Annotated in this window: 28 protein-coding genes and 3 pseudogenes; 22 read left to right on the forward strand and 9 right to left on the reverse strand. The window is 60.5% G+C overall.

The window, feature by feature from the left end:
• The first annotated feature begins 72 nt into the window (after positions 1 to 72).
• A complete protein-coding gene (locus BMW76_RS35410; RefSeq protein WP_090873473.1) occupies positions 73 to 726 on the forward strand; it encodes a BON domain-containing protein in 654 nt (217 codons plus the stop codon).
• A 122-nt stretch (positions 727 to 848) separates the two neighbouring features.
• Positions 849 to 1,283 (forward strand): Hsp20/alpha crystallin family protein, encoded by a 435-nt coding sequence (locus BMW76_RS35415; RefSeq protein WP_090873474.1) that lies wholly within the window; start codon positions 849 to 851, stop codon positions 1,281 to 1,283.
• Positions 1,284 to 1,461: 178 nt separating this feature from the next.
• On the opposite strand, the pseudogene BMW76_RS35420 reads toward BMW76_RS35415, so the two are convergent.
• Positions 1,462 to 1,907: pseudogene (locus BMW76_RS35420) on the reverse strand (nitroreductase family protein).
• Positions 1,908 to 2,234: 327 nt separating this feature from the next.
• Between BMW76_RS35420 and BMW76_RS35425 the strand changes: the two are divergent.
• Both BMW76_RS35425 and BMW76_RS35430 read left to right on the forward strand, forming a co-directional pair.
• On the forward strand, positions 2,235 to 2,885 hold the full coding sequence (locus tag BMW76_RS35425; protein WP_090873475.1) for a BON domain-containing protein: 651 nt from the start codon (positions 2,235 to 2,237) through the stop codon (positions 2,883 to 2,885).
• A 63-nt stretch (positions 2,886 to 2,948) separates the two neighbouring features.
• On the forward strand, positions 2,949 to 3,188 hold the full coding sequence (locus tag BMW76_RS35430) for a hypothetical protein (RefSeq protein ID WP_090873476.1): 240 nt from the start codon (positions 2,949 to 2,951) through the stop codon (positions 3,186 to 3,188).
• Between the two features lie 19 nt (positions 3,189 to 3,207).
• Here the strand turns inward: BMW76_RS35430 and BMW76_RS35435 are convergent, their stop codons facing one another.
• Together BMW76_RS35435 and BMW76_RS35440 are read right to left on the reverse strand one after the other, a co-directional pair.
• Complete coding sequence (locus BMW76_RS35435) at positions 3,208 to 6,096, reverse strand: AMP-binding protein (protein WP_090873477.1); 2,889 nt, start codon at positions 6,094 to 6,096, stop codon at positions 3,208 to 3,210.
• A gap of 39 nt (positions 6,097 to 6,135) precedes the next feature.
• Positions 6,136 to 7,500, reverse strand: coding sequence for an MBL fold metallo-hydrolase RNA specificity domain-containing protein (locus BMW76_RS35440; RefSeq protein ID WP_090873478.1), 1,365 nt, complete (start codon positions 7,498 to 7,500; stop codon positions 6,136 to 6,138).
• Between the two features lie 197 nt (positions 7,501 to 7,697).
• On the opposite strand from BMW76_RS35440, the gene BMW76_RS40720 reads away from it, so the two are divergent.
• The 5 genes from BMW76_RS40720 (at position 7,698) to BMW76_RS35460 (ending at position 11,737) form a co-directional block, all read left to right on the forward strand.
• Complete coding sequence (locus tag BMW76_RS40720; RefSeq protein WP_143062405.1) at positions 7,698 to 8,054, forward strand: patatin-like phospholipase domain-containing protein; 357 nt, start codon at positions 7,698 to 7,700, stop codon at positions 8,052 to 8,054.
• Positions 8,055 to 8,067: 13 nt separating this feature from the next.
• Positions 8,068 to 8,361, forward strand: coding sequence for a DUF3734 domain-containing protein (locus tag BMW76_RS35450; RefSeq protein ID WP_090873480.1), 294 nt, complete (start codon positions 8,068 to 8,070; stop codon positions 8,359 to 8,361).
• A gap of 181 nt (positions 8,362 to 8,542) precedes the next feature.
• On the forward strand, positions 8,543 to 8,677 hold the full coding sequence (locus BMW76_RS42550) for a hypothetical protein (protein WP_281248586.1): 135 nt from the start codon (positions 8,543 to 8,545) through the stop codon (positions 8,675 to 8,677).
• Between the two features lie 290 nt (positions 8,678 to 8,967).
• Positions 8,968 to 9,231 carry a hypothetical protein gene (locus BMW76_RS42260; protein ID WP_245763526.1) on the forward strand — a complete coding sequence of 88 codons (264 nt, stop codon included), beginning with the start codon at positions 8,968 to 8,970 and terminating at the stop codon, positions 9,229 to 9,231.
• Positions 9,221 to 11,737 (forward strand): cation-translocating P-type ATPase, encoded by a 2,517-nt coding sequence (locus BMW76_RS35460; RefSeq protein WP_090873481.1) that lies wholly within the window; start codon positions 9,221 to 9,223, stop codon positions 11,735 to 11,737. Before BMW76_RS42260 ends, BMW76_RS35460 begins: the two co-directional genes overlap by 11 nt.
• Here BMW76_RS35460 and BMW76_RS35465 read toward each other — a convergent pair.
• The gene (locus BMW76_RS35465; RefSeq protein WP_090873482.1) at positions 11,699 to 12,682 is read right to left on the reverse strand and encodes a universal stress protein; all 984 of its coding nucleotides are present in this window, start codon (positions 12,680 to 12,682) and stop codon (positions 11,699 to 11,701) included. The two genes, BMW76_RS35460 and BMW76_RS35465, sit on opposite strands and share 39 nt — an antisense overlap.
• A 297-nt stretch (positions 12,683 to 12,979) precedes the next feature.
• Between BMW76_RS35465 and BMW76_RS35470 the strand changes: the two genes are divergently transcribed.
• Positions 12,980 to 13,630 carry a BON domain-containing protein gene (locus tag BMW76_RS35470; protein WP_090873483.1) on the forward strand — a complete coding sequence of 217 codons (651 nt, stop codon included), beginning with the start codon at positions 12,980 to 12,982 and terminating at the stop codon, positions 13,628 to 13,630.
• Between the two features lie 52 nt (positions 13,631 to 13,682).
• Here the strand turns inward: BMW76_RS35470 and BMW76_RS35475 are convergent, their stop codons facing one another.
• On the reverse strand, positions 13,683 to 14,552 hold the full coding sequence (locus BMW76_RS35475) for an LOG family protein (protein ID WP_245763527.1): 870 nt from the start codon (positions 14,550 to 14,552) through the stop codon (positions 13,683 to 13,685).
• A gap of 243 nt (positions 14,553 to 14,795) precedes the next feature.
• On the opposite strand from BMW76_RS35475, the gene BMW76_RS35480 reads away from it, so the two are divergent.
• The 6 genes from BMW76_RS35480 (at position 14,796) to BMW76_RS40725 (ending at position 20,380) form a co-directional block, all read left to right on the forward strand.
• Positions 14,796 to 15,263 (forward strand): hypothetical protein, encoded by a 468-nt coding sequence (locus BMW76_RS35480; RefSeq protein ID WP_090873485.1) that lies wholly within the window; start codon positions 14,796 to 14,798, stop codon positions 15,261 to 15,263.
• Positions 15,264 to 15,308: 45 nt separating this feature from the next.
• A complete protein-coding gene (ppsA, locus tag BMW76_RS35485; RefSeq protein ID WP_090873486.1) occupies positions 15,309 to 17,744 on the forward strand; it encodes a phosphoenolpyruvate synthase in 2,436 nt (811 codons plus the stop codon).
• Between the two features lie 193 nt (positions 17,745 to 17,937).
• Entirely contained in the window at positions 17,938 to 18,744 is an 807-nt protein-coding gene (locus tag BMW76_RS42685) for an RNA polymerase sigma factor region1.1 domain-containing protein (RefSeq protein WP_407669070.1), read from the forward strand.
• A gap of 101 nt (positions 18,745 to 18,845) precedes the next feature.
• Positions 18,846 to 18,962 (forward strand): sigma factor, encoded by a 117-nt coding sequence (locus tag BMW76_RS42690; protein ID WP_218162580.1) that lies wholly within the window; start codon positions 18,846 to 18,848, stop codon positions 18,960 to 18,962.
• Between the two features lie 48 nt (positions 18,963 to 19,010).
• Entirely contained in the window at positions 19,011 to 19,358 is a 348-nt protein-coding gene (locus BMW76_RS42695) for a sigma-70 domain-containing protein (protein WP_218162581.1), read from the forward strand.
• 758 nt (positions 19,359 to 20,116) lie between these two features.
• Positions 20,117 to 20,380, forward strand: coding sequence for a hypothetical protein (locus BMW76_RS40725; protein ID WP_218162582.1), 264 nt, complete (start codon positions 20,117 to 20,119; stop codon positions 20,378 to 20,380).
• Positions 20,381 to 20,465: 85 nt separating this feature from the next.
• On the opposite strand, the pseudogene BMW76_RS35495 reads toward BMW76_RS40725, so the two are convergent.
• A pseudogene (locus BMW76_RS35495) lies at positions 20,466 to 20,651 on the reverse strand (ATP-binding protein); the annotation flags it as partial.
• A gap of 12 nt (positions 20,652 to 20,663) precedes the next feature.
• Between BMW76_RS35495 and BMW76_RS35500 the strand changes: the two are divergent.
• Positions 20,664 to 21,044: pseudogene (locus BMW76_RS35500) on the forward strand (ISL3 family transposase); the annotation flags it as partial.
• 260 nt (positions 21,045 to 21,304) lie between these two features.
• On the opposite strand, the gene BMW76_RS40730 reads toward BMW76_RS35500, so the two are convergent.
• The gene (locus tag BMW76_RS40730; RefSeq protein WP_143062407.1) at positions 21,305 to 21,727 is read right to left on the reverse strand and encodes a hypothetical protein; all 423 of its coding nucleotides are present in this window, start codon (positions 21,725 to 21,727) and stop codon (positions 21,305 to 21,307) included.
• A 261-nt stretch (positions 21,728 to 21,988) separates the two neighbouring features.
• On the opposite strand from BMW76_RS40730, the gene BMW76_RS41465 reads away from it, so the two are divergent.
• On the forward strand, positions 21,989 to 22,420 hold the full coding sequence (locus tag BMW76_RS41465) for a hypothetical protein (protein WP_177200585.1): 432 nt from the start codon (positions 21,989 to 21,991) through the stop codon (positions 22,418 to 22,420).
• Between the two features lie 252 nt (positions 22,421 to 22,672).
• Here BMW76_RS41465 and BMW76_RS35520 read toward each other — a convergent pair whose 3' ends face one another.
• Entirely contained in the window at positions 22,673 to 23,563 is an 891-nt protein-coding gene (locus BMW76_RS35520) for an amino acid ABC transporter substrate-binding protein (RefSeq protein WP_090873489.1), read from the reverse strand.
• A 596-nt stretch (positions 23,564 to 24,159) separates the two neighbouring features.
• On the opposite strand from BMW76_RS35520, the gene BMW76_RS35525 reads away from it, so the two are divergent.
• The 3 genes from BMW76_RS35525 to BMW76_RS42910 all read left to right on the forward strand — a co-directional run bounded on the left by BMW76_RS35525 (position 24,160) and on the right by BMW76_RS42910 (position 25,377).
• The gene (locus BMW76_RS35525) at positions 24,160 to 24,423 is read left to right on the forward strand and encodes a DUF2249 domain-containing protein (protein WP_090873490.1); all 264 of its coding nucleotides are present in this window, start codon (positions 24,160 to 24,162) and stop codon (positions 24,421 to 24,423) included.
• 265 nt (positions 24,424 to 24,688) lie between these two features.
• Positions 24,689 to 25,063 carry a response regulator transcription factor gene (locus tag BMW76_RS35530; protein WP_177200586.1) on the forward strand — a complete coding sequence of 125 codons (375 nt, stop codon included), beginning with the start codon at positions 24,689 to 24,691 and terminating at the stop codon, positions 25,061 to 25,063.
• 74 nt (positions 25,064 to 25,137) lie between these two features.
• Positions 25,138 to 25,377 carry a winged helix-turn-helix domain-containing protein gene (locus BMW76_RS42910; RefSeq protein WP_407669071.1) on the forward strand — a complete coding sequence of 80 codons (240 nt, stop codon included), beginning with the start codon at positions 25,138 to 25,140 and terminating at the stop codon, positions 25,375 to 25,377.
• A gap of 240 nt (positions 25,378 to 25,617) precedes the next feature.
• Here the strand turns inward: BMW76_RS42910 and BMW76_RS41470 are convergent, their stop codons facing one another.
• Positions 25,618 to 25,914 carry a hypothetical protein gene (locus BMW76_RS41470; protein ID WP_177200587.1) on the reverse strand — a complete coding sequence of 99 codons (297 nt, stop codon included), beginning with the start codon at positions 25,912 to 25,914 and terminating at the stop codon, positions 25,618 to 25,620.
• Positions 25,915 to 26,018: 104 nt separating this feature from the next.
• Between BMW76_RS41470 and BMW76_RS41695 the strand changes: the two genes are divergently transcribed.
• Positions 26,019 to 26,144 carry a DUF2513 domain-containing protein gene (locus BMW76_RS41695; RefSeq protein WP_218162583.1) on the forward strand — a complete coding sequence of 42 codons (126 nt, stop codon included), beginning with the start codon at positions 26,019 to 26,021 and terminating at the stop codon, positions 26,142 to 26,144.
• Positions 26,145 to 26,195 lie beyond the last annotated feature (51 nt).

Genomic DNA, 26,195 nt, shown 5'->3' on the forward strand with positions numbered 1-26,195 from the left:
GGGCCTACGCTGAACATGCAGCCTGACGATGCGGCGGCTCGTGAAGGGCGGCTCGGACACAGGAGATTTGCAATGAAGAGCGACGTGCAACTGAAGAAGGAAGTGGAGCAGGAACTGGAATGGGACCTATCGATCAATGCAGCGGGCGTCGGTGTGGAAGTTCATGACCGCATCGTCACGCTTGCGGGCCATTTGAGCAGCTTCGCGGAAAAGCTCGCGGCTCGCCGCGCGGCGCAGCGGGTGGAGGGTGTGAAAGGCGTCGTGGTGGAACTCGACGTGCGCGTGCCGAGCCACGACAAGCGCACCGACGAGGAAATCGCCGCCTCGGTCCGCTCGGTTCTCGAATGGACTGCGGGACTGTCGGAAAGGGCGGTCCAGGTCACGGTGGAAAGTGGCTGCGTCACGCTCTCCGGCGAGGTCGACTGGGGCTATCAGATGAAGGCGGCAGAGAATGCCGTCGTGCCCCTTCGCGGTGTCGTGAGCGTCGTCAACCAGATCAACGTGCGTGGCAATGCCTCGGCGCGCGATATCGCCGGCGAGATCAGCGCCGCGCTGAAACGCCATGCCGAGGATGAGGCGCGGCACATCGACGTCGCGGTGAGCGACGGTACCGTGACGCTGCGGGGAAAAGCGGGTTCTTTCCCTGAGAGATCGATCATATGCGCCGCAGCCTGGTCCGCGCCCGGCGTGCGCAACGTAGTCGATCAACTCTCTATCGGCGCGTAGCGCGATCTCGCATGCAATTGTGTTTCTGTGGCCAAGACGCGCCGGAGAAACGGTTCCAACCGGTTTTGTGGCCGGGCAATCGAGGGCCATGTCTTCGCCCTCATAGTTGAAGGAGATGTGCGATGAGCAATCTGACGCGGTTTGACCCGTTTTCGCTTGACCCTGTTTCGGACCTGTTCCAGGGGTTCTTCCGACCCATGCGGTCAATGGTTGCGACGCAGGACGCCGAGCTTGCGTCGATGAAGATCGACGTGACGGAAAGCGATGGAGCCTACTCGGTGAAAGCCGAGCTTCCGGGTGTGGACAAAAAGGATATCGACGTTCAGATCAACGGTAGCATCGTCTCGATCCATGCCAAGGTCGAGCGGAACAAGGAAGAGAAAGAGGGCGAACGTGTGATTCGTCGCGAGCGGTATTCAGGTACGTTCAGCCGCTCCTTCTCACTGGCGGGCGAGATCGACGAGGCTAATGCGAAAGCCGAGTACAAGGATGGCGTGCTGTCATTGAGCCTGCCCAGGAAGGCGCCTGCCGATAACAAACGTCTGATGATCAGTTGATACGGATGGGCGGGCCGATTCTGGCTGCCTGATCTATGCCTCGAATGCGCCCACAAGACGATGACATGGAGTACGGCCGCAGAACATGGCCACCGGACATGCGCGAGGATGCGTTTGCGGGCCGGGCATACATCGCCGGCCCGTTTCGTTCCGTGGCTTGTTTGTGGGTCGCGGGATTTCAATCCGCGAGAGAAGTTAGTGTCGTGCCCAGCGCCCCGACTGTCTGCGCAACAATGGGCAATTCATCTTCATTCAGCTTGAGCGCGTCGCTCAACAGGTGGTGATTGATCCAGCCTCGTACGACGCAGCCGAGCCCTTCCGACGCGCAATACAGTGCCACATTCTGCGCCATCGCCCCTGCGGAAATGGCAGAAAAGACATCACGTTGCTGGACAGGCATTTCGAGCAGACGGGACGTGTTGACCACATACACCAGATCAAGGGGAGCGTCGTCGACGAAGAAAACTCGCGCCGGCTCTCGCGCAGCGCGAGCGCCTTCATCAGCGGTGCGCCCGAGGACATGTCGGGCTTGGGCAATTCGATGAAGTCAGGGGCCTCTCCCCGGGCACGAGCCGGTGAACGGCCGGGCGCGGGTTCGTAGGTTAGCAGTTGCGTGTCGGTCATGATCGGCTCCTCCTCCGATGATGGGGCGGTGCTTTCGCGGGTACGTCGGCGCATCGTTCCGAACATAGTGGCCATCTGGTGTCTCGCGATCGACTTCAGTCAACCGCATTGTGATGTGGCTTGCGAGAGCGACACCCGGATGATTCGGCGGCACCCGTCCGCCGATGGGCATGGTCCGGCGAGTTCGCGAACTGCAGCAGACGGGCAAGGCCACGATCGACGTTGCGAAAACGCACGCAGTTGATCTGCGTCAGTCGAGTCACCTGGTCGCGGACCGAAGCTCTCCTCACGGTGGCTGGGCCACGATTCACTTGGAGGAGATGCGTGATGAAAACAGACCGGCAGTTGAAGAACGAAGTCGAAGCGGAACTCGATTGGGACCCGGCCGTCACGTCGACGGACATCGGCGTGGAGGTAACGGATCACGTCGTCACGCTTTCGGGGCATCCGCCGAGCTTTGCGGAAAAGCTCGCAGCGGAAAAGGCCGCGCATCGGGTGGCGGGTGTGAAGGCAGTCGTGGTGGAAATGCAGGTTCACTTGCCGCAAAAAGACGAGCGCACCGATGAAGAAATCGCCAACGCCGTCCACGCGATTCTGCATTGGACGGTCGGCCTGCCTGAAGATTCGGTGAAGGTTCAGGTGGAGAAAGGGTGGATCACGCTGAGGGGCACGGTGGATTGGGCGTACCAGAGCCATGTCGCCGCGCGCGCTGTCAGCCATATGCGCGGCGTGCGCGGTGTGCTGAATCGCATCGAAGTGCGCGGCAAGATCGCGTCCGAGGACATCGGCGAAAAGATCGCGCAGGCCATGCAGCGGCATGCCGAACGCGAAGTCAAACACATCGGCATCCACGTCAAGGATGGAATGGTGACGTTGACGGGCAAAGTGGGTTCTTACGCGGAACGTGCCGTCGCGCGAGGAGCCGCCTGGAGCGCGCCCGGCGTGCTCGCCGTAGTGGACGATCTCGTTGTGGAGTGAGATGCGGGCTTTCGCAGCCGCGACTTTCACGCGAGGCGCGGCTGCAAAAAGAAGGAGTGCGCGATGACCCTATCGGGAAACGTACACCAGCAAACATGGTCGGTGAACGTGCAGACGGAGGCAGTGGGCGAAGGCGGGTTTCGGCCGACGATCAACGTCAGGCATTCGTCGCCGCACGGTGACTTCAAACATACCTTTCGTCACGGAGGCATCTTCAGCACGGAACGGGAAGCCGTGCTCGCAGGTCTACGCGAAGGTATGACATGGATCGAACTCAAGATGGCGCGGACCATCTCAGTGTGAACCATAGAAGATTGTGTAGCTAGGTGTGTGTCGCTGTAGTTTGCGCGGGCGCGGCCGGTGTCGTGCCGATGAAACCCAGACGCGCTGCGTCGCTTTCACCGCAATGCGCCCGGATGCTCACGCGAGCGTTGTCGCGCAGGCTTGCCATTGCGGTGAGATCGGCCACATCGGGTTCGATCGGCGTGCAAGCCGTTACGGTGACGTGAGCGCGATGCGGCAACAAGTCACCATCGGGCAACGCGGCACGGGTGCCGTTTAGCGCAATCGGCACGACCACGCGACGTGCAAGGCATGCCGCGCGAAACGCGCCGAGATGAAACGCGCGCAACCCGGGCGCCCGCGTAAAACTGCCTTCGGGAAAGTACAGCAGACGCTCGCCGTTAGTAGCCAACCGCACGAGTTCCTCCTCATCGGAGACACTCGAAGAAAAATTCGCCCGCTCGACGAAACGCGTGCCGAGCGCGTGCAGCAGGCGCCCGATCAGCCACTGGTTCGCTAGCTCCTGCTTCGCGACGAAGTGCACCGGAGAGGGCAATACCGACGCGAGCACGACCACGTCGAGATAACTGGTGTGGTTGGATACGAAGATGGCACCTGTTGTATCCAGCGCCTGTACTTCACCTTCGAGCGTAACTTCGATGCCTGCAAGCCTAAGAAACACACGACAGGCACGCGCAGCTTGGCGCCAGTTGCGTGACTGATCGCGACTCGAAGCGGTCACTGCGAGCAGCCATGCGCCTGATATGGCAACGACACCGTAGCACCAGACGCCATGCGCGGCGCGCAAGGCGAACTTCATTGTGCGCCGTGCCAAAGGCTCGAAACTTCCTTTCGTCAATGCGAACAGCTGTCGCCATACCGGGCGCCCGACGAGGACGCCACCGTTCGACGTCAATGCCTGCAGCGTCGCTGCATGACGGATCTTTCCCCCGGGTGTGCGCAGAATGCTGTCGGGCGGTACAAGCGCGACCTGTTCCGCGGGCGCCCCGTACAGCGCGATAGTTGCGGCGTTGATTTTGGCCTTTAGGTTCTCGCGTTCGGCCGTGTCCTTCAAGCGGGTCTCGGCAAGAATAACCAGGCGCTCAGTAGCGCCAGATGAACCGGAACCACCGCATACGGCGACGCCGCCGTGAATGACCCCGGAAAGTCGGCCTATCGCTTCTTCCAGTTCATACGGGAAGAAATGCTGGCCGCCCCGAATGATCATGTCTTTTACCCGGCCCGTGACGAAAAGCTCGCCATTCGCGATGTATCCAAGATCGCCCGTATCCAACCAGCCGCCATCGATTAGCCGCGCTGTCTGCGCGGGGTTTTGCCAGTAGCCCTCCGTGGCCGATGTTCCGCGAAATTCGATGCGTCCGATATGGCGCTCAGCGAGCTCGTGCCCTTCGCTGTCGACGATTCGCAGTTCCGTGCCGTCGAGAGCAAAGCCGCAGCCGACGATTTCCGTCGTGTCGTCGCCGTTTAGAGCCTCTGTTGCCACTTGCTGTCTGTCATACGCAGCGCGCACGACGCGGTCAGTATGCAGGCCGCGGCCCGACGGTGGAAATGTCACGGCCAGCGTATTCTCGGCCAGGCCATAGACAGGTGCAATTGCACCAGGATGCAGTCCGTAACGCTCGAAGCGTGCGGCAAACGCACGCATCGTGTTCTGATTGACAGGCTCGGCCCCGCAAAACATATAGCGCAACGAGGAAAGGTTCACACCCATCAATTCGTCATCGCGGAGTTGCCGTGCGCAGCGATCATACGCGAAGTTAGGCGCGGCCGTGAGTGTGCCGCGATAGCGATCGACCAGGTGCAGCCAGCTTGCCGGACGCGCAAGAAACATGAGTGGCGATGCCATCACGACAGGCAACGCATAGTAGAGCGGTGCAAGCCACGTGCCGATCAATCCCATATCGTGATAGAGCGGCAACCAGCTGATCATCACATCGTGCGGCGTCACGCCGATGCGATCACCCATTGCGCGAATGTTGGCGAGCAGGTTGGCGTGAGTCAACGTGACGCCTTTCGGGTCCCCTGTGCTGCCCGACGTGTACTGAAGCAAAGCCACATCCGTCGGATGGGCTGGTTCGACGTGATCGAGCGGCACGCGGCGAATCTGCTGCGGCACGAGAACATGGCGAAGTTGCGGCACGCGCAACGCAAGCAGTTGTGCAATGGTGGCAACCTTATCGAAGGAAATCAGCGCCTTCGCTTGCGCGTTGTTGAGAATGGCCGCATTGCGTGCGACGTGTTCCTCCAGCGCCTGCAATCGCGCGGGCGGGTAGAGCGGAACCGGAATTGCGTTGCACAGCAGAATCCCGAGAAAACAGACGAAGTATTCACGGGACGTCGGCAACATAAGCGCTACCGTGTCACCGCGTTCGATGCCTGTTGCCCTCAAGCCTCCCGCTATTTCCAAAGCTTCGCGACGCAAATCGCTGTATGTGATGCGCGTTTCGTTGAAGGAGTCGTCGATCAGTATGAGATGCGCGCGCCCACCATCGTGCGCCGTGTGCCATTGCAGGGCGTCGCATAGCGTCGAGGCAGCCGTTAGCGCGTTGGCTGCACGTTCATCGGTTTGCCGGACAGGCTCGACTGTGGACGACGACTCTTTCAATGCCGTCTCAGCCTGGCCAATCGCGTCGAGCGCCCGCAATACATCGCTTATGCAGTCTGCCCGAGCAAAAACATCGACGGGCAGTTGCATGCCGAATACCTGCTCGATGCGCGACAGAAGTTCGGCACGCGCGAGGCTGTCGAAGCCGAGCTCGCTTTCGAAGCGAGTCGCGAGCGTGACCTTGTCTGGCTCGAACGCCGTACCCTGCAGTTCCTTCGCGAGTTCGCTGACGATCGCAAGCAGCCGGTGGTCGGCCGCACGTTGTGCGATCCCGCCGTTGGTTTGCAAGGAGGAAAGGGGCATGACCACGTCTCCGATAGACGTCGCAAAGTGCTGCGTCTTCTATAGCCCTTCGAGTTCAACCGTCTGCTGATAGACGGGCACTTCGCACGGCCACCCGAATGTCTCGGAGATGCGCCGGCGCATCGCGTCTGCCGCCACGGGCTCGCCGTGCGTGACGAAGACGCGAGACGGCGCGTCCGTCAGGCTCGACAGCCATTGCAGCAGTTCGCGGTAATCGGCATGCGCCGAAAGCGACGCAATCGACTCCACGTTGGCGCGTACGCGTACATATTCGCCGTGCACCTTGATCGACGGCTCGTGGGCGGCGAGCGCCGAGCCGCGCGTGCCTGCCGCCTGGAAACCGACGAGCACGATCGTGTTGCGAGAGTCCGACGCATACAGGCTCAGGTGATGCAGCACGCGGCCGCCCGTCGCCATTCCACTGCCCGCGATGATCACCATTGGGCCGTGGTGTGATGCAATCGCCTTGGACTGATCGACGGTCCTGGTCTGGATCGCCGCCCTGTCGATTGAACTCGCCTCGGACATGGTCAGCCGATGTTCGTCGAGATGTTTTCGATAGACTTCGGTGACGCTCGTCGCCATCGGACTGTCCAGGTACACGGGGACGTTCGCCATACGTCCGTTCTCTTTGAGCTTCGAAATGTAATAGAGGATCTCCTGAGCGCGCCCGACCGCGAAACATGGGATCAGAACCATGCCGCCTTTTGCGAACGTTTTGTTGAATATCCGCGCGAGTTCGTCCTCCGGATTCGTGTCAGGGTGCAAGCGCTCGCCATAGGTCGATTCGACGACGAGGTAATCCGCATGCGCGAGAGGCGCGGGCGCGCGCATGACGGGATCCTCCGGGCGGCCAACATCACCGGAGAACGCAAGCACCTTGTGGTTGCGGCACATCACGACGCTCGCCGCCCCGAGAATGTGGCCAGCGGGCAGAAAGCGAAAGCAGATTCCGTGCATCAGGTCGATCGGGTTGTCGAATGGGCACGGCACGAACAGACGCAGCGCGCGCTCGGCGTCATCGACCGTATAGAGCGGCAGCGCGGGGTGGTGCTTTGAAAACCCATGCCGGTTTGCGTAGTCGGCTTCTTCTTCCTGGAGCCTCGCGCTGTCGCGCAGCATGATTTCGCAGAGCGCGGCCGTGCCGGGCGTGCAATAGACGGCACCGTGAAAGCCATTGCGAACGAGCAAGGGCAGATAGCCGCTGTGATCGATATGCGCATGAGTGAGTATCACGGCGTCGATCGAGTCGGCCGGGACGGGCAGGGGGGCCCAGTTGCGCAAGCGCAGGTTCTTGACCCCTTGAAACAGCCCGCAATCGACGAGTATTCGTAAGCCCGGTTCTTCGAGCAGGTACTTCGAACCGGTAACGGTATCGCTTGCACCGAGAAAAGTCAGTTTCACAGGTTTCTCCGCTTCATAGAGATGCGTTGCCTCACAGCCTCAATTGCATCCCATGCGAGTGCGAGGCCATTGACCTAGATCATCGGCGGACTACGGAGCGCCGCTAGATTGAAGCCGTCATTTAAATGGCTTATCAAGATCCGCATCGGAATGACGCCGATCACCGACCTTCACTCAGAGCGCCCCAGGACAAGCCGATGAGCGATGGGAACCGCGTTGACTGGGAACCTGAAATAAAGGTCCGCGCATCGCCTGCAAGTCATTGGCACCGTCGATATCGGGCGCGAAAGCATGTGACTTTGTTCTGGTCGGCGGTGGCCCGGCCAGTGTCGCGGCGGCGCGTGCGTGCGGTACGGGCGCTCGAAGAGAAACGCGTGCGACCCGACGTGATCTCGGCCGTTTTCATTGGCGCCTTGAATGGCGCGATCGTCGGGAGTCGTCGGGGTTGCGCGTCGCACCAGCTCGCGCATTTCTGGCGCGACCTTTCGATCGCTTTGCCCAACTGCGCCAATTCGCCCATGCACGAAACGCTGCTGCTCGGGTACACGTTTTGATTCGGCGTGCCCATTGCTTGCGCCCGCGCTGGTGGATCGCGTTCGCAACGATCTGCGCTTTGAACAGTATGCGAACGACTTTAGCGACCTGGTGCTCGACCTGATGCATGAGGTCGATCCCGAGACGGCAAGGCGTCTGAGCCAGCGGCCGAACTATATACGGTTGATGGGAAACCGCGCACCCATTCACGTGACGCGGATATCCCTGCAAGACGAACCGCCATTTGCCACCGATTTTGATTTCTTCGCCGCGACACAATCGAAGCGCTGCAGCAACGTGGCTTGCAGGCCGCCCAGAATGCGCTGAAGGAGTCGACTCCCGAACTGCAGGAGCTGCGCGTGCTGGAGTGAGTGTGCAGGTTGACGGCTACGCTGCATATCGACGTGGGCGGTCGCATGGCTCTTCCTCAGAGCTTGACTTGCATCAATTGTGCGCCGAACTCGGCTGATAGCTTGAAGTCACCAAAGGTTGTTTTCAGCGTGACGCGATGTTGACTGCTCGCGACAAGGACTTTCAGGAGACGACATTGGCGAGATTGTTTGCGGTGGATTGCGTGTTCATCGCATTGGCCGCCGTCATTGCGCTCGCCCTGTATTACCTCATCTGGAAGAACACCGAATGATCGGCTTCTTCGTGCGGGGGTCGCGCGTCGGCAGCGATACGGAGGTTGAACTCGATATGAAATCCCTTAACCCAATAATGATTCGACTGTGCGTTGCTTTTGCGCTGAGCGTCGTGAGCATGGCAGCGTCGGCGCAGTCGTTGCCGGAGGCGGTCAGCCGAAACGGCGTGCTGTATATGACGGGTGGAATCGGCGTAGACGAGGCAAAGACGTTTCTTGCGCTTGCACCTCGGTACAGTCTGCGGTTGATGTTGACATCGGGGAAAGGCAATTACCTCGCGGATGTCGACGTGAACATTGCAACCGTGGACGGCAAGCCCGTTCTCGACACGCGCACCGACGGTCCGTTCCTCTACGTGATGCTGCCGGCCGGACGCTATCGCATCGTCGCGAATGCAGGGCGCGCTGACGTGATCACGCTGGTGGACGTGCCGCGTCGCGGAGGCGTCGATCTGCACGTTTCGCTGCAGGAATCCGTCACGCCCGATGCGGCCGCGATTTGCCCGCGTTGTCGCCTGTCGGCCAGGCTCCGGGGGACCGTCGATGGCGGCTGAGGACACTCCATCGCAAGCGTTGGCGGGCAACGAGTCACCTCAGTCAGCGCCCGGCACGCATCCGTCCGTCGGGCTGACAGCCGCCGAGGTAAAAGCGTTGCAGGCCACGCACGGCGGCAACGTGATCGTATCGGGCACCGACAGCCTGTGGTTACGCACGGTGCGCGACGTGCTCGCCGAGCCGATGTTTGTTCTGCTGCTCATTGCAGCCGCGCTGTACGGTCTGCTCGGCGATACACCGGAAGCGTTGACGCTGCTCGCGTTCGTCATGGCAGTCGTCATGCTCACGATCTTTCAGAGTCACCGCACGGCGAGCGTTCTGCGCGCGCTACGTGACCTGTCCGCGCCACGCGCTCAGGTACTGCGCGATGGAAAGCGGGAGTATGTGTCGGCTGCCGAACTCGTCCCCGGCGACATCGCGTTCGTCGAAGAGGGCGCGAAAGTCCCTGCCGATGGCACGATAACGGAAGCACACGAGCTGAGCGTCGATGAATCGCTGCTCACAGGGGAATCCGTTGCCGTGATGAAGTCGCCGGGCTTGCCGAACGGCTCGCTGGCGGATCCCTCGTCGAACCGGCTGTTTTCAGGGTCGATGGTGGTGCGCGGCCAAGGTTGCATGACGGTCACGGCTATCGGTTCACAGACGCAGCTTGGCCGGATCGGCACGCGCCTCGCCGATGTAAAAGAGCCGCCTTCGCCCCTCCAGATAGAGATTCGCGGCTTCGTGACGCGTTTCGCGACCCTCGGGCTTATGATCTGCGCGTTGCTCGTGCTTGCCTACCGCTGGCGCATGGACGAATGGATACCGGGGCTGCTCGCGGGTATCACGCTCGCAATCAGTCTCCTTCCGGAAGAGCTTCCTGCGATACTGACCATCTTCATGGCATTAGGCGCCCGCCGTATCGTCGACGAAGGGGTGTTGACGCGACGCCTGAGCGCGATCGAAACGCTCGGGCAAACGTCGGTGCTGTGCGTGGATAAGACGGGCACGCTGACACAGAACCGCATGTCGGTGCGCGCGCTCTATGCGAACGGCGAGGAGGCATCGGTACAATATGGCACAGCGGAAATCGGCGCTGCGTTTCATGAATTGCTTGAGTACCTCGTGCTGGCGAGCGAAATCGAGCCGCTCGATCCGATGGAACGCGCGTTTCACGAGACGGGCAATGCATGCCTCGCGAATACGGACCGCTTGCACGCGCACTGGTCTCTCGTGCAGGAGTACGCGCTGACCCCCGAATTTCCGGCGATGTCGCACGTGTGGGAGACGCCCGAACTCGATCATCGCACTGTCGCGTGCAAGGGTGCGCCCGAAGCGATCTGCGCGTTGTGCGATCTCGATCCCGCCGTCGAACAGGCGTTGCTCGAACGCGCGACGCGCATGGCTGAAAGTGGACTGCGTGTGCTTGGCGTCGCGAGGGCATGCTATGACGGAGATGGATGGCCGCAACAGCAGCACGACTTCGATTTCCAGTTTGTGGGGCTCGTCGGGCTGCTCGATCCCGTTCGTCCGGACGTGGCAGGCGCGATTGCCGAGTGCAAGGCGGCGGGTGTGCGTGTGGTGATGATTACGGGCGACTACCCGTCGACGGCGCGCGCGATCGCAACGGAAGTCGGCATCGACGGCACGCGCGTCGTGACGGGCCCGGAACTGGAGGCAATCGACGACACCGCGTTACAGCGGATCATTCGCGATGTGTGTGTCTTTGCGCGCGTCACGCCGGACCAGAAGCTGCGGCTCGTCGAAGCGTTCCGGCACGCGGGGGAGGTCGTGGCGATGACGGGCGACGGCGTCAATGATGCGCCTGCGCTCAAGGCCGCGCACATCGGTATCGCGATGGGCAGGCGCGGCGCGGAAGTGGCGCGCGAGGTCGCCTCGCTGGTACTGTTGCGCGACGACTTCACGCCGATCGTATCGGCAGTTCGGCTGGGGCGGCGCATCTACAGCAACCTGAAGCAGGCGATCTGCTTTACGGTTGCGGCGCACATTCCGATGATCGCCGCGGCGACCATTCCCGTTCTGGCAGCGTGGCGGCCCATGCTGGGGCCTGTTCACATCGTCGCGCTCGAACTGATCATCACCCCTGTGTGCTCGATCGTGTTCGAGAACGAGCGCGAGCAGCCTTCCGTGATGCGGCAGCCGCCACGGCGCGTCGGCGAGCGGTTGATGACCGACGGCGCGCTCGCGATCAGCATTGCGCTCGGATGCGCGGTCGGCTTTGTCGTCGTGAGCGCCTACGCGTGGATCCTGTCCCGTGGATTCGATGCCGTTGCCGCGCGCACGGTGGCGTTTCCACTGCTGGTCGCGGGCAACGTCGGCATCATGTTTGCCGTGCGCCTGCTGGCCGTACTGGCGCAGGGCAGGGCATCGCGCCATCTGCAAGGTACGAATCCATATGGATGGGCGGTCACAGGGTTTGCCGCGCTGGCGCTATCGGCTCTGCTGACTGTCCCCCCGATCGCAAGACTATTCGGCATGCGTGCCGTTCTCAGCGGATTGATGTGAGTTTTCGCGGCGACGGATGAGCAGCACGGGTGTATCGGCGAGCCGCACCGTGCGCGCGGCGACGCTGCCGAGAAACCATCGCGCGAGGCCGCGTCTGCCGTGCGTACCGAGAACAAGCAGGTCGCCGTTCCACTGTGCGAAGTCTCGCATGATCGTGTGTGGGACGTCGTCGCGGGTTTCGTGCGTTTCGATCAATCTTGTTTCAGCATAGCGGCCCTGATCGGCACATATGCGTGCAGCGCGCTCGAGGGTCGTGCAACCCTCGTCGAGAAATGCGCGCTCCAGTTGAACGTTTGGCGTACTGTCCGTCAGATGCACGGCGCGATCCACCACGTAGATCGCGCGCAATCGGGTCTCGGGCGTCGAGATCTGGAGACCTGCCCGTAGTGCACAGAGCGAGCAGGCGCTGCCATCCAGTGCGAAGGCGATACTTTCGGGCGGCCTGTCGGTGGGGACGCGGCTGTTCTCGGGCACGACCAGCAACGAGCAGTCTGCGCGTCGCATGACGGGCTCCGATACGGTGCCCTCGATCCAGCGCAGCAGCCCATGATGGTGCCGCGCGCCCAGTACAATCAGGTCCGCCTGCCAGTGCGATGCCGCGTCGAGCACCGCATCGACTGTATTTCCGTTGTGGACGGAAAGATCGACGAGCCCGAATTCGACATCGGTCCCGGGAAACATGGCGCCGAACTTGCCGAGCACCGCGCGTGCATCGTCGACGATTTCTTCTCTCGCGACCGCCAGAAAGCCTTGAGTCGTCACACCGAGCGGAAACAGCGTGCGCGGGTTTTGCGCGACGGTCACGATCCGGATCTTCGCGCGATCGCCAAACAAGGCTCTTGCATACTCGGCCGCGCGTATCGTCGCGTCGGAATCGTCGACGGCCAGCATGACACGTGTGAACGCGCTACCGGCCGTGGACGGAACATTCGATGCCTGCACCATGATGGCCCTCCGCTTTGGGGACATGTCGACTCATTCATTCTCTCTGCGAAGAGGTGCTGGTGATTGATCGTAGTCAACGTCCCTTGCGACGTGCGACCCACTCGATTCCGCCATACGCTGAACCCGTTACGGCGTGGCTCGATTGACTTCGATCAACGGGATGGCATCGACGCGCGCTAGCATGACTTGATGTAGCTCTCTACGCGCAGTGCGACGCGCTAGAGAACGGTACGCACCACATCATTGCGGCACGCCGATACGCTGCCCAACGAGCGACTATTCCGGAGGACATCAGCCATGAAGTCGGACAATCAACTGCGTCAGGAAGTCGAGGACGAACTGGCGAACAACCCGGCCATCGACGCAATTCGCATCGGCGTGGCGGTCGCCGACGGTATCGTTACGCTCACGGGACATGTGGCAGACTATGCGCAAAAGGTCGCTGCCGAAAAGTCCGCGCTCAGGATCGCGGGCGTTGTCGCCGTGGTCGTGCGCATCGACGTGAAGCTTCGCGAGACCGATCAGCGAACGGATGAAGACATTGGGTTAAGTGTGCGGGCCGTGCTCGACTGGATCGCGGGGCTCGAGGAAGACGCCATCAAGATCAAGGTGGAGAAAGGGTGGGTGACATTGAGCGGCGAAGTGCAGGACGGATATCGCAGCCATGTTGCAGAGAAGAATATCGTGCATATGCGGGGCGTGACGGGTGTGACAAACGACATCAAAATCCGGGGTTCCGCGTCTTCGACCGATATCGAGTACAACATCCGCAAGGCAATCCAGCGTCACACGGACCGGGAAATGAAGCATCTGGGCGTGCAGGTCGACAAGGGAAACGTCACGCTGTCGGGGCGTCTGAGCTCTTCGGTGGAACGCTCCATCGTATGGGGCGCGGCGCGCTCGACGCCAGGCGTGAAGGCCATCATCGATCGTATCGTGATCGGCTGATCAGATGTGTCGATGGCGACGGGCGCGCGCGTGGATTCAACGCAACATGCATTCAAATTTGCATATCGTGCGTTTCGTGCCAGTGGACGATTGCGGCCCAGATCTCTTCCGCCGTCTCACGGAAAACGAAAAGACGCATATCGTCGGGTGAGATCATGCCTTCGGCGATCATGAAATCGAAGTCGATCGCGCACCGCCAGTACGACTCCCCGACAAGGACGACAGGTAATGGCTTGATCTTTTCCGTCTGCAGCAGCGTCAATACTTCGAACAGTTCATCGCAGGTGCCAAAGCCACCGGGAAAGAAGACGGCCGCACGAGCGCGTTCCAGCAGATGGAGCTTTCTGATCGCGAAGTAATGGTGCCTGAAGCATAGATCAGGTGTGAGATAGGGGTTGGGCGCCTGCTCGCGAGGCAACGAGATGTTCAAGCCGATGCTAGGCGCGCCGCGGTCGTAAGCGCCGCGATTCGCAGCCTCCATGATTCCCGGGCCGCCTCCCGTGATAACCGCAAGCGATGATAGCGGTTCAGTGCAATGTGCCGCGCCCACAATGTGGCCCAATTCGCGCGCGACGTCGTAGTAATGGCTGCGCTCGAGCAGATGTCTCGCGGCTTGTAGCGCGCGCTGACGTTCAGGTGAATCGGGGTGTTCGTGGAGCGCGCGCTGCGCGTCCCGGAGTCGACGGCGCGCGTAAGCGGGCGACATGATACGGGTGCTGCCATACACGACAATCGTGTGGCGAATCGCGTGACGTTGCAGCGATTCCTCGGTCTTCCAGTAGTCGAGTTGCAACCGGATGCCGCACATTTCCGGTCGACGCAGGAAAGAGAGATCTTCGTCTGCCTGAAGATAGGTCGGGTTATCGACCAGACGATGCACGCGCAATGAGAGTTCGGTTGCAGTGGGACGATCAGTGTCCATCGCGGAATGAGCCAGGCGTTCGTTTGCGCTTGCCATGTGCGTCCCCGATTTCGCAAATGCCTTCACCTTAAGGCTGCGCAGCGTTGTTGAGTTGATTCAGGTCACGCAATGCGATGCCGACCTTTTCGCCATTATCCGTTGACCTCAGTCAAGTTCCGCATCGTTCGGGGTGCGATTCTATTGACGCCAGTGCATCGGTTGTAAGGACAGGTGCGGCCTGGCAAGCATCGATTGGAGGCACATATGAACTGGCTGTCGGAATGCTTTGCGCAAGAGACCAAGACGCTCAACCTCTCCTTGTGGGTCTATCCACCAGCAGTATTGGGCCCCGACGGGCCGGTCGCCCAGCCTGCGCTGTGCGCTCCCTATCCTGGGATCGAACTTGTCTTTTCTCCGGGGGGCGTAGTGCACCACGGCGATCGGATCTATGAACTGCCGGCGCGATATGACAGCGTCGGGCCGGTCGGCAACCAATCCCTGCAAACGATGGCAGACGGTTCCGGGTTCTTTCGGGAAGTCACGATCTATGCGCCTTCGCCTCTTAACCGCGAAGCGGTCATCGTCGTGAACAAAGCGTTTTCATTCACGCCCCTTTTCGCGGCGGATGGCGCGCCTGGCTTCGTTGGCCAAAGCACGCCTGGCTCTGACGAGTATCTGCGCACCGGGGAGATCAGGCTGCCGTGGCTCTTTTCGGGGTACGTCAGCATCTGAGTCGACGCAGCCGCGCCGGGTTCACACTAACGCAAGGAGCCGATCATGAACCAGTATGAAGCGCAGGTAATCTGGTTCGACGCGCTACGCCGAACAGACGTGCCGTCCGTGGGCGGCAAGAACGCGTCGCTGGGCGAGATGGTGGGTTGCCTCTCCGGTAAGGGAATCAGCGTCCCACCGGGCTTCGCGACGACGGCGAGCGCATATTGGGAGTTCATCGACTCGAATGGATTGCGGGACACCATTTCGACGGTACTCTCCGAATTCGCAGCAAACCGCCGCTCGCTTGCCGATACAGGAGAGACGATCCGCCGGGCAATCCTTCGCGGCGAATGGCCTGATCGCACGGCTCAGGCCATCTGCGACGCGTACCTCGAACTGGCGCGCCGAGTGGGCGTAGACGATGCCGACGTCGCGGTACGCTCCAGCGCGACTGCTGAAGATCTGCCGGACGCGAGCTTTGCAGGCCAGCAGGAAACACTGCTCGCTATTCGCGGCCCCCGGGCCTTGATGGATGCATGCCGTCGCTGTTATGCATCGCTGTTCACGGATCGCGCGATCAGTTACCGCGAAGCGAGAGGCTTCGATCACATGAAGGTCGCACTGTCGATCGGCGTGCAGCAGATGGTGCGTTCCGATCTCGGCGGTGCGGGCGTCGCTTTTTCGATTGATACGGAAACGGGCTTTGACAAGGTCGTTCTGGTCAGCGCGGCATGGGGACTTGGCGAGAACGTCGTGCAGGGCGCTGTCGATCCTGATGAGTATGAGGTGTTCAAACCGCTTCTGATGAACACCGACCTTACGCCCATCATCGGCAAGAGGCGCGGCAGCAAGCTAAAAAAGATGGTGTATGCAAAAGGTGGCGCGCATTCGACCAGAAACGTGCCGACCTCGAAGGCAGAACGTGCAGCGTTTGTGCTCACTGACCAGGACGTGCTCACGATCGCTCGATGGGCGTGCGAAATCGAGTCGCACTATGGCGAACCGATGGATATCGAATGGGCGAAGGACGGGATGACCGGGAACATTTTTGTCGTCCAGGCGCGCCCTGAAACGGTCCAGTCGAGACGTGAGGCGACGGCAGTGAAGTCCTTCCGGTTGTGCTCGGCTGGACGCGAACTGGTCTCTGGCGTGAGCGTCGGCGAGGCGATTGCTGCCGGCAACGTCTGCGTAATTGACCGTCCCGGCGAGATGGATCGCTTCGTCGACGGATCGGTGCTGGTGACGTCCGCAACAGACCCCGACTGGGTGCCCGTCATGCGACGCGCAGCAGGCATCGTGACCGACCATGGCGGCCGCACGTCGCACGCAGCGATCGTCAGCCGGGAACTCGGCCTTCCTGCCATCGTCGGCACGGGCGACGCCACGAGGGTGTTGCACGACGAGCAGGAAGTGACGGTTTGCTGCGCGCAAGGAGAGGTGGGGCGGGTATTTGAAGGGACTGCGGAATACCGGGTCGAAGAAATCGACTTTTCCGCGATTCCGCGCACGCATACCCACGTGATGCTGAACCTCGCGAATCCCGACGCAGCATTGCGCTGGTGGCGCATGCCCGCCGATGGTGTGGGACTGGCGCGAATGGAGTTCGTGATCAGCAATCACATCAAGATTCATCCCATGGCGCTCGCTCGCTATGATCAGCTCAACGATCGGGAAGCCGCGCGCACGATCGACGAAATGACGGAAGGATACAGCGACAAGACCGAATATTTCGTCGACCGTTTGTCCTGCGGACTCGGACGCATCGCAGCCGTTTGCTATCCGCGACCTGTGATCGTGCGGCTCAGCGACTTCAAGACGAACGAATACGCGCACCTGATCGGAGGTCAGCTTTTCGAGCCTGTCGAGGAGAACCCGATGCTCGGCTTTCGCGGCGCGTCGCGCTACTACTCGCCGCGCTATGGTCCGGGCTTTGCGCTCGAATGCCGCGCGCTGAATCGGTTGCGCGTGGAAATGGGCATGAGCAACGTCATCGTCATGGTGCCGTTCTGCCGGACGCCAGATGAGGCAGACCGCGTTCTCGAAGTAATGGCTGCGAACGGGCTCAAGCGCGGAGAGCAGGGGCTGCAGGTCTACGTGATGTGCGAAATTCCGTCGAACGTCATTCTGGCTGAAGCGTTCGCACAGCGCTTCGATGGTTTTTCGATCGGCAGCAACGATCTTACGCAGCTCACGCTCGGCGTCGATCGGGACTCGGCCGAACTGTCAGCGTTGTTCGACGAGCGCAACGATGCTGTCAGGTGGATGGTCCGCGAGGTTATCAAGCGGGCACATCGCGCGGGCGCAAAGGTTGGCCTGTGTGGCGAAGCACCGAGCGCGCACCCCGAGTACGCACGCTTCCTCGTGGAATGCGGGATCGATTCGATATCGGTCAGTCCGGACAGCTTCATAGCCGTCAAACGGCACGTCGCGCAGGCGGAAGCATCGGACGCCTCGCAGGACTTGCCGGAAACGTCAGCGTTCTCTGCGACAGCGCGGTAGGGCAGCAAGGACTTCCCTATGCGAAGCGACTCTGCAAAGGCGCACTGAGTATCCTGGTGAGGCTTGAAACATCACAGGTATATCGAATCGACATTTCGAAAGGCTGAATGTACTCGCGAGGCGACTCGACGTCGTGTCAGGTGCGGCTTGACCCGACGCCGCGCGATGCCGTCCCGGCGCGCGCGTCAAAAAAGTGGGCACAGTTGAAATCTCCTCATGCTCGCCCAGATGGGTCACGAGAAGGCATCTGGGTACAGACGGGCGGCTGAGTCACACCGGCAGCCGGAATGGCGAATTCCCACTCGCCAGATGGATCGCGGGTCAACCCGCCAGTGAAAAATATGCGAGACCGTGTGCAACGCGCGGACGACATCGCAGAGCGCGTAAGAAACTTCTATCCCTCGTGTCGCAACAGGGCTATCTGACTCAAGCCGATATCATCGACGAGTTCCCGGACGAGCATACGTCGCCGGGGGCGCTGCAAGGAATGCCTGCCGCGCTCGCGCAGATGGGAATCGTTGTGCTCGAGGACGACGCAAAAATGCAGCCAGATGCGGATCGCGCACCGATGGCGGTGATCGATCGCGATGCACTCGACGAAGGCAGCGCGCTGCTGGAAGATATGGTGCGAGGAGCAAGCGCGTCGACGGATCCTCTCGCCGTTCACGCACGCCGTATGCATGAAGTGCCACTCCTGACTCCCGACGATGAAGTGACGCTCGTCAGAGAAATCGAGGCTGCGCGTCATGCCATCCTTTGGGCGCTCGCGTCGTGTCCTGAGGCCGTCGAGGCTCTGATCGTGCATTTGCACGTGTCCGCCGACGAAGACGCGAGAGCCGGCAATTGCACTGATATCAGGCAATCGCTCGCCTCGATGCGCGGGGCGTTGCGCAGCAAGGGCGATGAATCGCGTACCGATAGCAACGCGCGGATGAGGATGATGGAGGCGCTCGGCGAGCATTCGTGTCAGCCGATGCGATCGAGCAAGCGTGCGCGGTAGTGAGGGCGTTGCGATGCGGCTCGCTCTCGACGGATGCGCTCGCGGCCGTTGCACGCGATCTGCGTGCGGGTCAAGCGAGCCTTTGCACGGCGACGCGCAGAATGCACGAAGCGAACCTGCACCTCGTCTTGTCGATTGCAAAGAAATACGTAAATCGTGGACTCGAGCTTGCCGGTCTTGTTCAGGAGGGCAATCTTGGGTTGATGCGCAGTCGATAAGTTTGATTATCGCGAACAATTCGGCTCCCCGTTCATGTCGGTGATCAGTTGCGGCGCGTACAGCGTGTCGAACAGCAGATACTGCAACGTACGGGCCGCAAGGCCACATGCGACGAACTGGCCACTGAAAGCGGCTTCGACGAAGCCAGACTCAAGGCGTTACTCGCATTACCCGGTGAACCGGCGTTACTCGATATGCTGCTCGCGGACGGCGAAGGTGCGCTTCCAGAAATTGTCGAGGACCAGAAAGTTAACGACCACTTGAGATACTTGTCGACGCACGTATGCGTGATTGTGTCGGAGCACTGCTGGCTAGTATCGGCCCGACCGACACGGAAGTTTTGCGCCGTCGCCGGTTCGGCATCGGCGGGGGCGCGCCGGAAACCTGCGAGATGATCGCACGCAGCGCAGGCGCTTCACATATCCGCTCGATGGAGCGCAGAGCACTGGAAGCACTGCGTGCGCACGCGCAAGCGAACGGGGCGCACGTCTTTCTCGAATCAGGTGTTTGACAATAGCGTGCTGATCGGCTTGATGGAGGTCAACTGCGTGACTGCCGCCGCCGCGCAATATGGTTCCCGGAAGCCATCGACTATCTGGGAGTCCGCGTGTACCCATATCATGAACTCGAGCGCGATCTCGCGCACATCAAGTCCGCTATATCGTTGCTCGAGCAGACGGGAGCCTATTTTTCAGTTAGAAACCCTGTCAGTGATCCAGCGTACTGGCGGGCCAGGCTCAAGGCTACGCTCAGTAACGCAGCGTACGTCGACGTAGCACAGAAGCAGATCGAGCATCTGCTCAGGCGATTGGATCACCTGCAAACGCGCAAGGCCGACGAACACGCCACCCAGTCTTCCAACCGGTTCGAAATCGAACGGCGTGCTGGCCGAAGCACTTGACCACGACCAAACGGGCGCCAGTCACCACACGCCGCAGACGCAGTTCCTTCAGATCTATGGCTCAAATGAGGCAACGCCCGACGAATGGAATCGGACGGCACCAGAATGAGAGGTTGTTTGACCGCGCTGGAATTCAACACGTGATTGAATGTCCCATGCGGATATCGCAAACGCTGATCTGCATCAGTCTCACAAGGCCATGCATCGCACACCATGAATTCGCTCCGGCTGGCACTTTACCGCGGAACCGTAATGGAAATTATGGAGTACATCATGCATCGCCATCTTCCCCTTTTCGAGCGGCTGGCATTTTCCGTGGTGACAGCGTCGGCAGTGGTTTGTGCTGCATTTCTGCTCGGCCACCGATATGGCGCGTTCGACGGCACAGCTCTGACATGGACGTTCAACTTGTGCCTTGACCGCGCCTTGATGTGTCAGGAACCGGCCACACCCGGCGAGAGAGGATGTGGGCTTGCCGTTGGTAACAACAACGAATGCGCATCCGCAGTCTGGTAGCGCCGGCCGATGCTTTCCGTATCCGAAGTTCGAGAAACATCGCGTCCGGTCGGTCAGCGATTGAGTGCACAAGTTATCCCGCCAAGAGGTGCCGCACCAGCGCCTCATCGGCATCGCTGCAACTGAAGTCGGACCCACCGATGTCGCGATACACCGGGAAGCGCGCAGCCTTCATCTGGTACGCGAGTGCACGCGCTTCGCGCTCAGCGATTTCCGGCTTGAGCAGTCCGGCCAGCACGAGTGCGGCCGACTTGTACGCCGGCGAGTCGTGCTCCACGTGTCCCGCCGCCACAACTTCAAGTCCGAACAGTCGGTGCATCTGCAGGAACTGCGGGCCGCCAACCAGCCGTTGTTATGCGTCTACCTGCTGCGCGACGAACTGAAGCGGCTCTGGTTCTGCCGCAAACCGGCATGGGCGCAAAAGGCATAGGAGCAATGGATCGAACAGGCCCGGCAAAGCAGGATCGCGGCCCTGCAGCTGTTTGCGCAGCGCCTGCAAGGCTACTGGCATGGAATCCTGGCGCGCTGTCGCCATCCACTCAACGCCAGCGTCGTTGAAGGGATCAACAACACCATCAAGGTCATCAAACGTCGCGCTTACGGATACCGCGGCGAGGAGTACTTCTTCCTCAAAATCCGCGCCGCGTTCCCCGGTAATCCTCGACGAACCCAAAAAAAGCCCGGCGAGGCGCCAACCCGGCCGGGCCGAACACATGCCGGCGTCGGGAACCGCCGTACATTTACCCACCGAGAGACATGACGTTTCCCAAAAACCGTGTAACGCTTTGCCACCGCGGTTCGAATGAACCGTTTACCGCGAAACGAAATAAGGGGTTGATCGTCAACTGCGCGAGGGTCCGTCGTCGGCGTGCGATTTAACCTATGCGCCCGATGGCCTGCTGCGTCACGAGTCGATCAGTCGCTCTACGCGTCACAGAACACTACACCGACACCAACGGATCGCCCGCCCAGCGCGTGTTCGCCTGCTTCGCGCGGGCAGTGGGCGACGGGACGGCACCAGCCGCAGTACACGCGACGCCCGGCGATGTGTCTGCCGCGATCGGCCGCGGTGATATGAGCGACCAGCGGCAGTGCATCGACCGCGGCCTTCAGATAGCGCATCAGCAGCGGCCCCGAGGAGAGGGGCGCCTCATGCGCAGAGTCCGCGTCACGGATCTCGAGTCGATAGCGGTCCCGGGCGGTTGCTCCGTCGAACCGGATCAATATGTTGTAGGGATGACGAGGTTTCTCCGGATGGCAATAACAGAATGAAAACTGCGTCGTTGCGCCAGCGCCGGTCCCGGCGCCACAGGAAGCGGGCGGATGGTCGTCTCGATGCTGCATCATTATGTTGCTGTTCCGCTGTAGACAATCGGATAAGGGCGATGGCCGTTCTTGAAACGGCTGTGGAATTTTCCGGGCCTACCAGCCATGTTGATTGATATGGGTCACAGTAATCCGGAAAAGTGGTCACGGCTCTCGTGCGCAGTAACAGCGAGGGGAAGACTGAAGTCTTCCCCTCGCTACGGCTATCCAGCCTTCCCAGGTTACACGCGAACCCAACCGCGCAACGGGTCCTGATCTTCACATGTAGGGCCGACCGACAACATGATGCGCATCGACCCGTCGGCGTTGCGGGTACGCTGGGCTCTCAATCTCAATTCGCCAGCGGCGATCGCCGCTTCGTCGGAAGGCGGTTCGTCCCTGAACATGGGCAACAACGACAGCCAGCCGATGTATTCCGGTTCGGAAACCTCCGCATGCGCAAACCCGAAGTTCGCCGACGTAGTGAACGTCTGTCGATCCAAAGGCAAGACAGAGCAGATGCTCGCCGTCTATGCCAACGCCAAGCGAAGCAATGACGGGCATCACGGCTTCAGCCGTCCGGACAAATCCCATCATCAGCGACTTGCTGATCGGACCACGCCATTCATCGATCGCTTTCCGGGCCTCCGGAAGAACGAACAATTCACCCGTTGCAATGGTTGTCATCGAGAAGATATGGCCTCCAGAAAAAGGCCATCCGGGAGCGTCGTTTGACGTTCCACGAGTGGCGGAACGTCGAACAACACTCGGTCGATTTCAGGCGAAAAAGGGCGGTTGTCCAGGCCAATGCTTAACGAGAACAGTACGCAAATCATTTTCCCGCCGCTGTGCTTCACGCGCGTGCCTGTCAGGTTAGCAACGTGTAGCGAAAAGCATCTCTCGTATGGTAACGGTTAACGTAGGACGACGAACATGTGCGATCATTTTTGGGCGCGTTCAGCGCGAATTGAAGACGCGCGTAACCTCTCATTGCGCGGGGCGATCGCTGCGTGCGATCAGGTTTCCCTTCAGCGCGGCACTCATCGGCATGTTGAGATTTGCGCCGCGCGGCGGAATCGGCGATTCGAACCACTTTGCATACAGGCGCGCGAACTCGCCGCTCTTCATCAGCCGGGTTAGCGTACCGTCGATGAGCCGCTTGAACGCCGGATCGTCCTTTCGCACCATACACGCGTAAGGCTCAATCTGCAGCGCTTCGCCGACGACTTCCCACGTATCCGGGTCGCCAGCGTTCGCACGTAGCCCGTAAAGCAGAACATCGTCGAGTGCGAGCGCCGCCGCTCTGTTGTCCGCAACCTCCTTCAGTGCTTCGGCATAATCCTTTGTGAGCACCACGTCGGCTTCGACATGCTGCGCGTCGAGTTGGCGGCGTAAGGCCTTTTCATTGGTGCTGCCGCCGACGGTCGCGACGACCTTATGTGCGAGATCGGAATAGTCACCGATGTGTGATCCACGTTTGGCCATTAGTCGCGTGCCGGCGTAGAAGTAGTTGGTCGAAAATGTGACATCCTTGCCGCGCGCCGCCGTATTCGTCGTCGATCCGCACTCCAGGTCAACGGTGCCGTTGACGAGCAACGGAATGCGGTTTTGCCCGGTAACAGGCATGTAGACCGTACGTAGGTCCGGCTTTCGAAGCGCCTTTCGGACGTCATCGACAATTGCTTCGGTCACGTCCACCGAAAAGCCAACCGCCTTATGCGGCGTCAGCAGATAACTGAAGGGCACCGCAGATTCCCGATACGAAACGACGATCTGATTGGTTCGCGCAATCTTGTCCAACGTCTGCGCGTGAGCGGCCGTCAACGCGGCATGGCCGACAAACAATGCGGCGAGTGCCACAAGGGATCGATAGATCATGATGCCTCCAGGTCGGGTATACGCGCCCAGTGGTACGTTCCTGGTACGAGTCGCGGCGGCGCGGTAGGCGGACCGGCACCTGTCATTTCGGCTCATTCGTAACCCACGATAGGGTCGAATCGACCGTATCCGATTGATTCAGATCAACGGCTTCGCTCCCGTTGAAACATCGTCTTCCAATCAGGACTTGGCCCATCCATCGTGCTTTCGGAAAGAAAGTCGCGTCAACCGGGGCTTGGAATCGTGCGAGCGACCGCAAACGATTGGCTCGATTAACCATTTAGAGAGTGGGCTTGAGCATCTGAAAGATCTTAAGCGCCCTTGCGCAACGTCTCAGACCGCAGACAGCTAGCGGTTTTTCATCGTGCGACCAATTGACCGCGATCAGATTCGCGTGTCCGCCCTTGTGCTAAAACATGCATCAATAATCCATTTATACGCTAGGTAAGCGCAACGCGGGCCGACCCAGTCTGGGAGCCGCCGTGGTCCACCGTCATGACGAGCGATACGGCTCGCGACATGCGCTCCGCTAGACCTGTGCATGGAAGCTTTTCGTTCATCTCACTGTGTTTGTTGTTTCATTCTGGAGTACGAAAATGTCTACCGTCGCAACACCTTCCGCCGTGATTGTTGTTGATCTTGGCACGGTCGATCCGCGCGAGCGCCATTCAATGGTTTTCGACACGTTTGCAAGACTGGCTCCCGGCCAGGCCCTCGAGCTCGTGTCGGACCACAATCCTGAACCGTTGCTTGAGGAGTTTGCTGCCGAATTGGCGGACGGGTTCTGGTGGCAGGGCGAAAAGGGTTCCCTCAACCTGTGGCGCGTGCTGATTGGTAAGTCAGCGACGGCGCTCGATTGACCGTAAGTGCCGGGTTTCACGCACCTGGCTTCTGCGTTTGAGACGGTCCATGATTGCGCGCGCAACCCACACATTAACGCAGGACAATGCAGGACACTGTACTATTGGCGGATTTGATGGAGGGAGCGCGCACCAGCGAGCATTGCAAGTGGCAATCCGGGAAGTCAGAGGAACACGCTGCTTTTTTCCGGGATGCCGAATATATGAATATCCACAACTCTTTCATGTTGCGTAGATTCCCTTCGAGCCTCGCCGAAACATGACCATGGAGCGCGATAATGTGACGCAACGCATCCTGATTGTTCAGGCGCATAGCTACCTGAACGGCATGCTGCAGCGAGGGCAACAATGGTTACGTGCAGCGGGCTTCGAAGTGGATCTCGCGAAACTGGCGGACGGTGCGTCCACCTCCTTCGGGCAGGATGCGTATTCGCTGCTGATACTGGGCTCGACGTGTCACGACGGGCCGGGATTCCGACTGCTGAAGCGACTGCGTGAAGACCGAAACGATGTTCCGGTGATCATCGCGTCAAGCAGGTCGGAATCCGACGAGAAAGTCAGTATGTTTAACGCTGGAGCCGACGACTACTTCGTGCTGCCGTGTGATGCGGACGAACTGGTGGCCCGTTGTCGAACGTGATACGTCGCTGCCATCCGGTTCTGGCGAAGGACATATCGTGGCGCGACATCACCGTGGACCAGGTGAGTAAGACCGTGACCCGGCGCGATGAACGGGTCGCACTGAGAGCGCGAGAATGGCAGATTTTGGCCTGTCTGCTGGAGCGGCCCGGAATCGCGCTGACTCGTGCCCACATCGCGCGATCCATATATGGCGTCTGCACCGGGTTCGAAAGCAATGGGATGGAAGTCCACATTTCGAGCCTGCGCAGAAAGCTCGGACCGGAATGTATCCGTACCATTCGCGGCACTGGCTATCTCATGGAAAGATGGTGAGCATACCTGGTCAATCGGTGCTGCCCTCGCTTGAGGGAAAAGTAAATGCGATGCCGATCGTCGCTGCCCGCGCCGATGCTCCCGCGCTGGATCCAGCGTGACCGATCCTGGTTGTCGTCATCATCGTGATGATGATGCCCGCCGTGATGCCGGCCGGGATCATCCCACCAGCGCTAATCGCGATAGCCGTATCCGTGGCAGACGGGGCGCGGGCGCATAGACGCCGGGTGGCAGCACCTCTTACACGACGGACGGCTGCGCGACATAGACGGGGGGGAATGCCAAACGGGACCCGGCGTTCATTTGTAGTCGATAGAGGTTATACGCCAATTCGCCGAGGGCGGGGGCAAGATCGAAGGCTCCCTGACGGTTGATCGCGACCTGACGGTTCACGGCATGGTTGCCGGATGTGCGACGGTGCGTCCGGGCTGTGCGCTGACCCTGCGCGGAATGGTGATGGATCTGCTGGTGGAACCGGGCGCGCACGCCACGGTCCACGGCAAGGTCAACGGGACGGTAATCAATCGAGGTGGCCACGTCGAGATCTACAGCATGGTTGGTGCGGTTGCTGATACTTCGCCGTCGTCCCGAACCGTGATTGCACACGGAGCCGTAATCACGGGACGGCCATGAAACGCGACATGGACCTGATCCGCGAGCTGATGCTGAAGCTCGAGGAGCTGCCCGTGCCAACTGCTGGAATGGTGGTTGTTGACGCCACTAAGAAACGGTTTCAAAAAGAGTTCGCAGGGGCTGTTAACCCGTAACGCAACCTGTTAACCTCGATCGTCGTAACAACGGGATCGAGGAGATGGGCA

It is taken from the genome of Paraburkholderia diazotrophica (genome assembly GCF_900108945.1).
Taxonomy (GTDB): domain Bacteria; phylum Pseudomonadota; class Gammaproteobacteria; order Burkholderiales; family Burkholderiaceae; genus Paraburkholderia; species Paraburkholderia diazotrophica.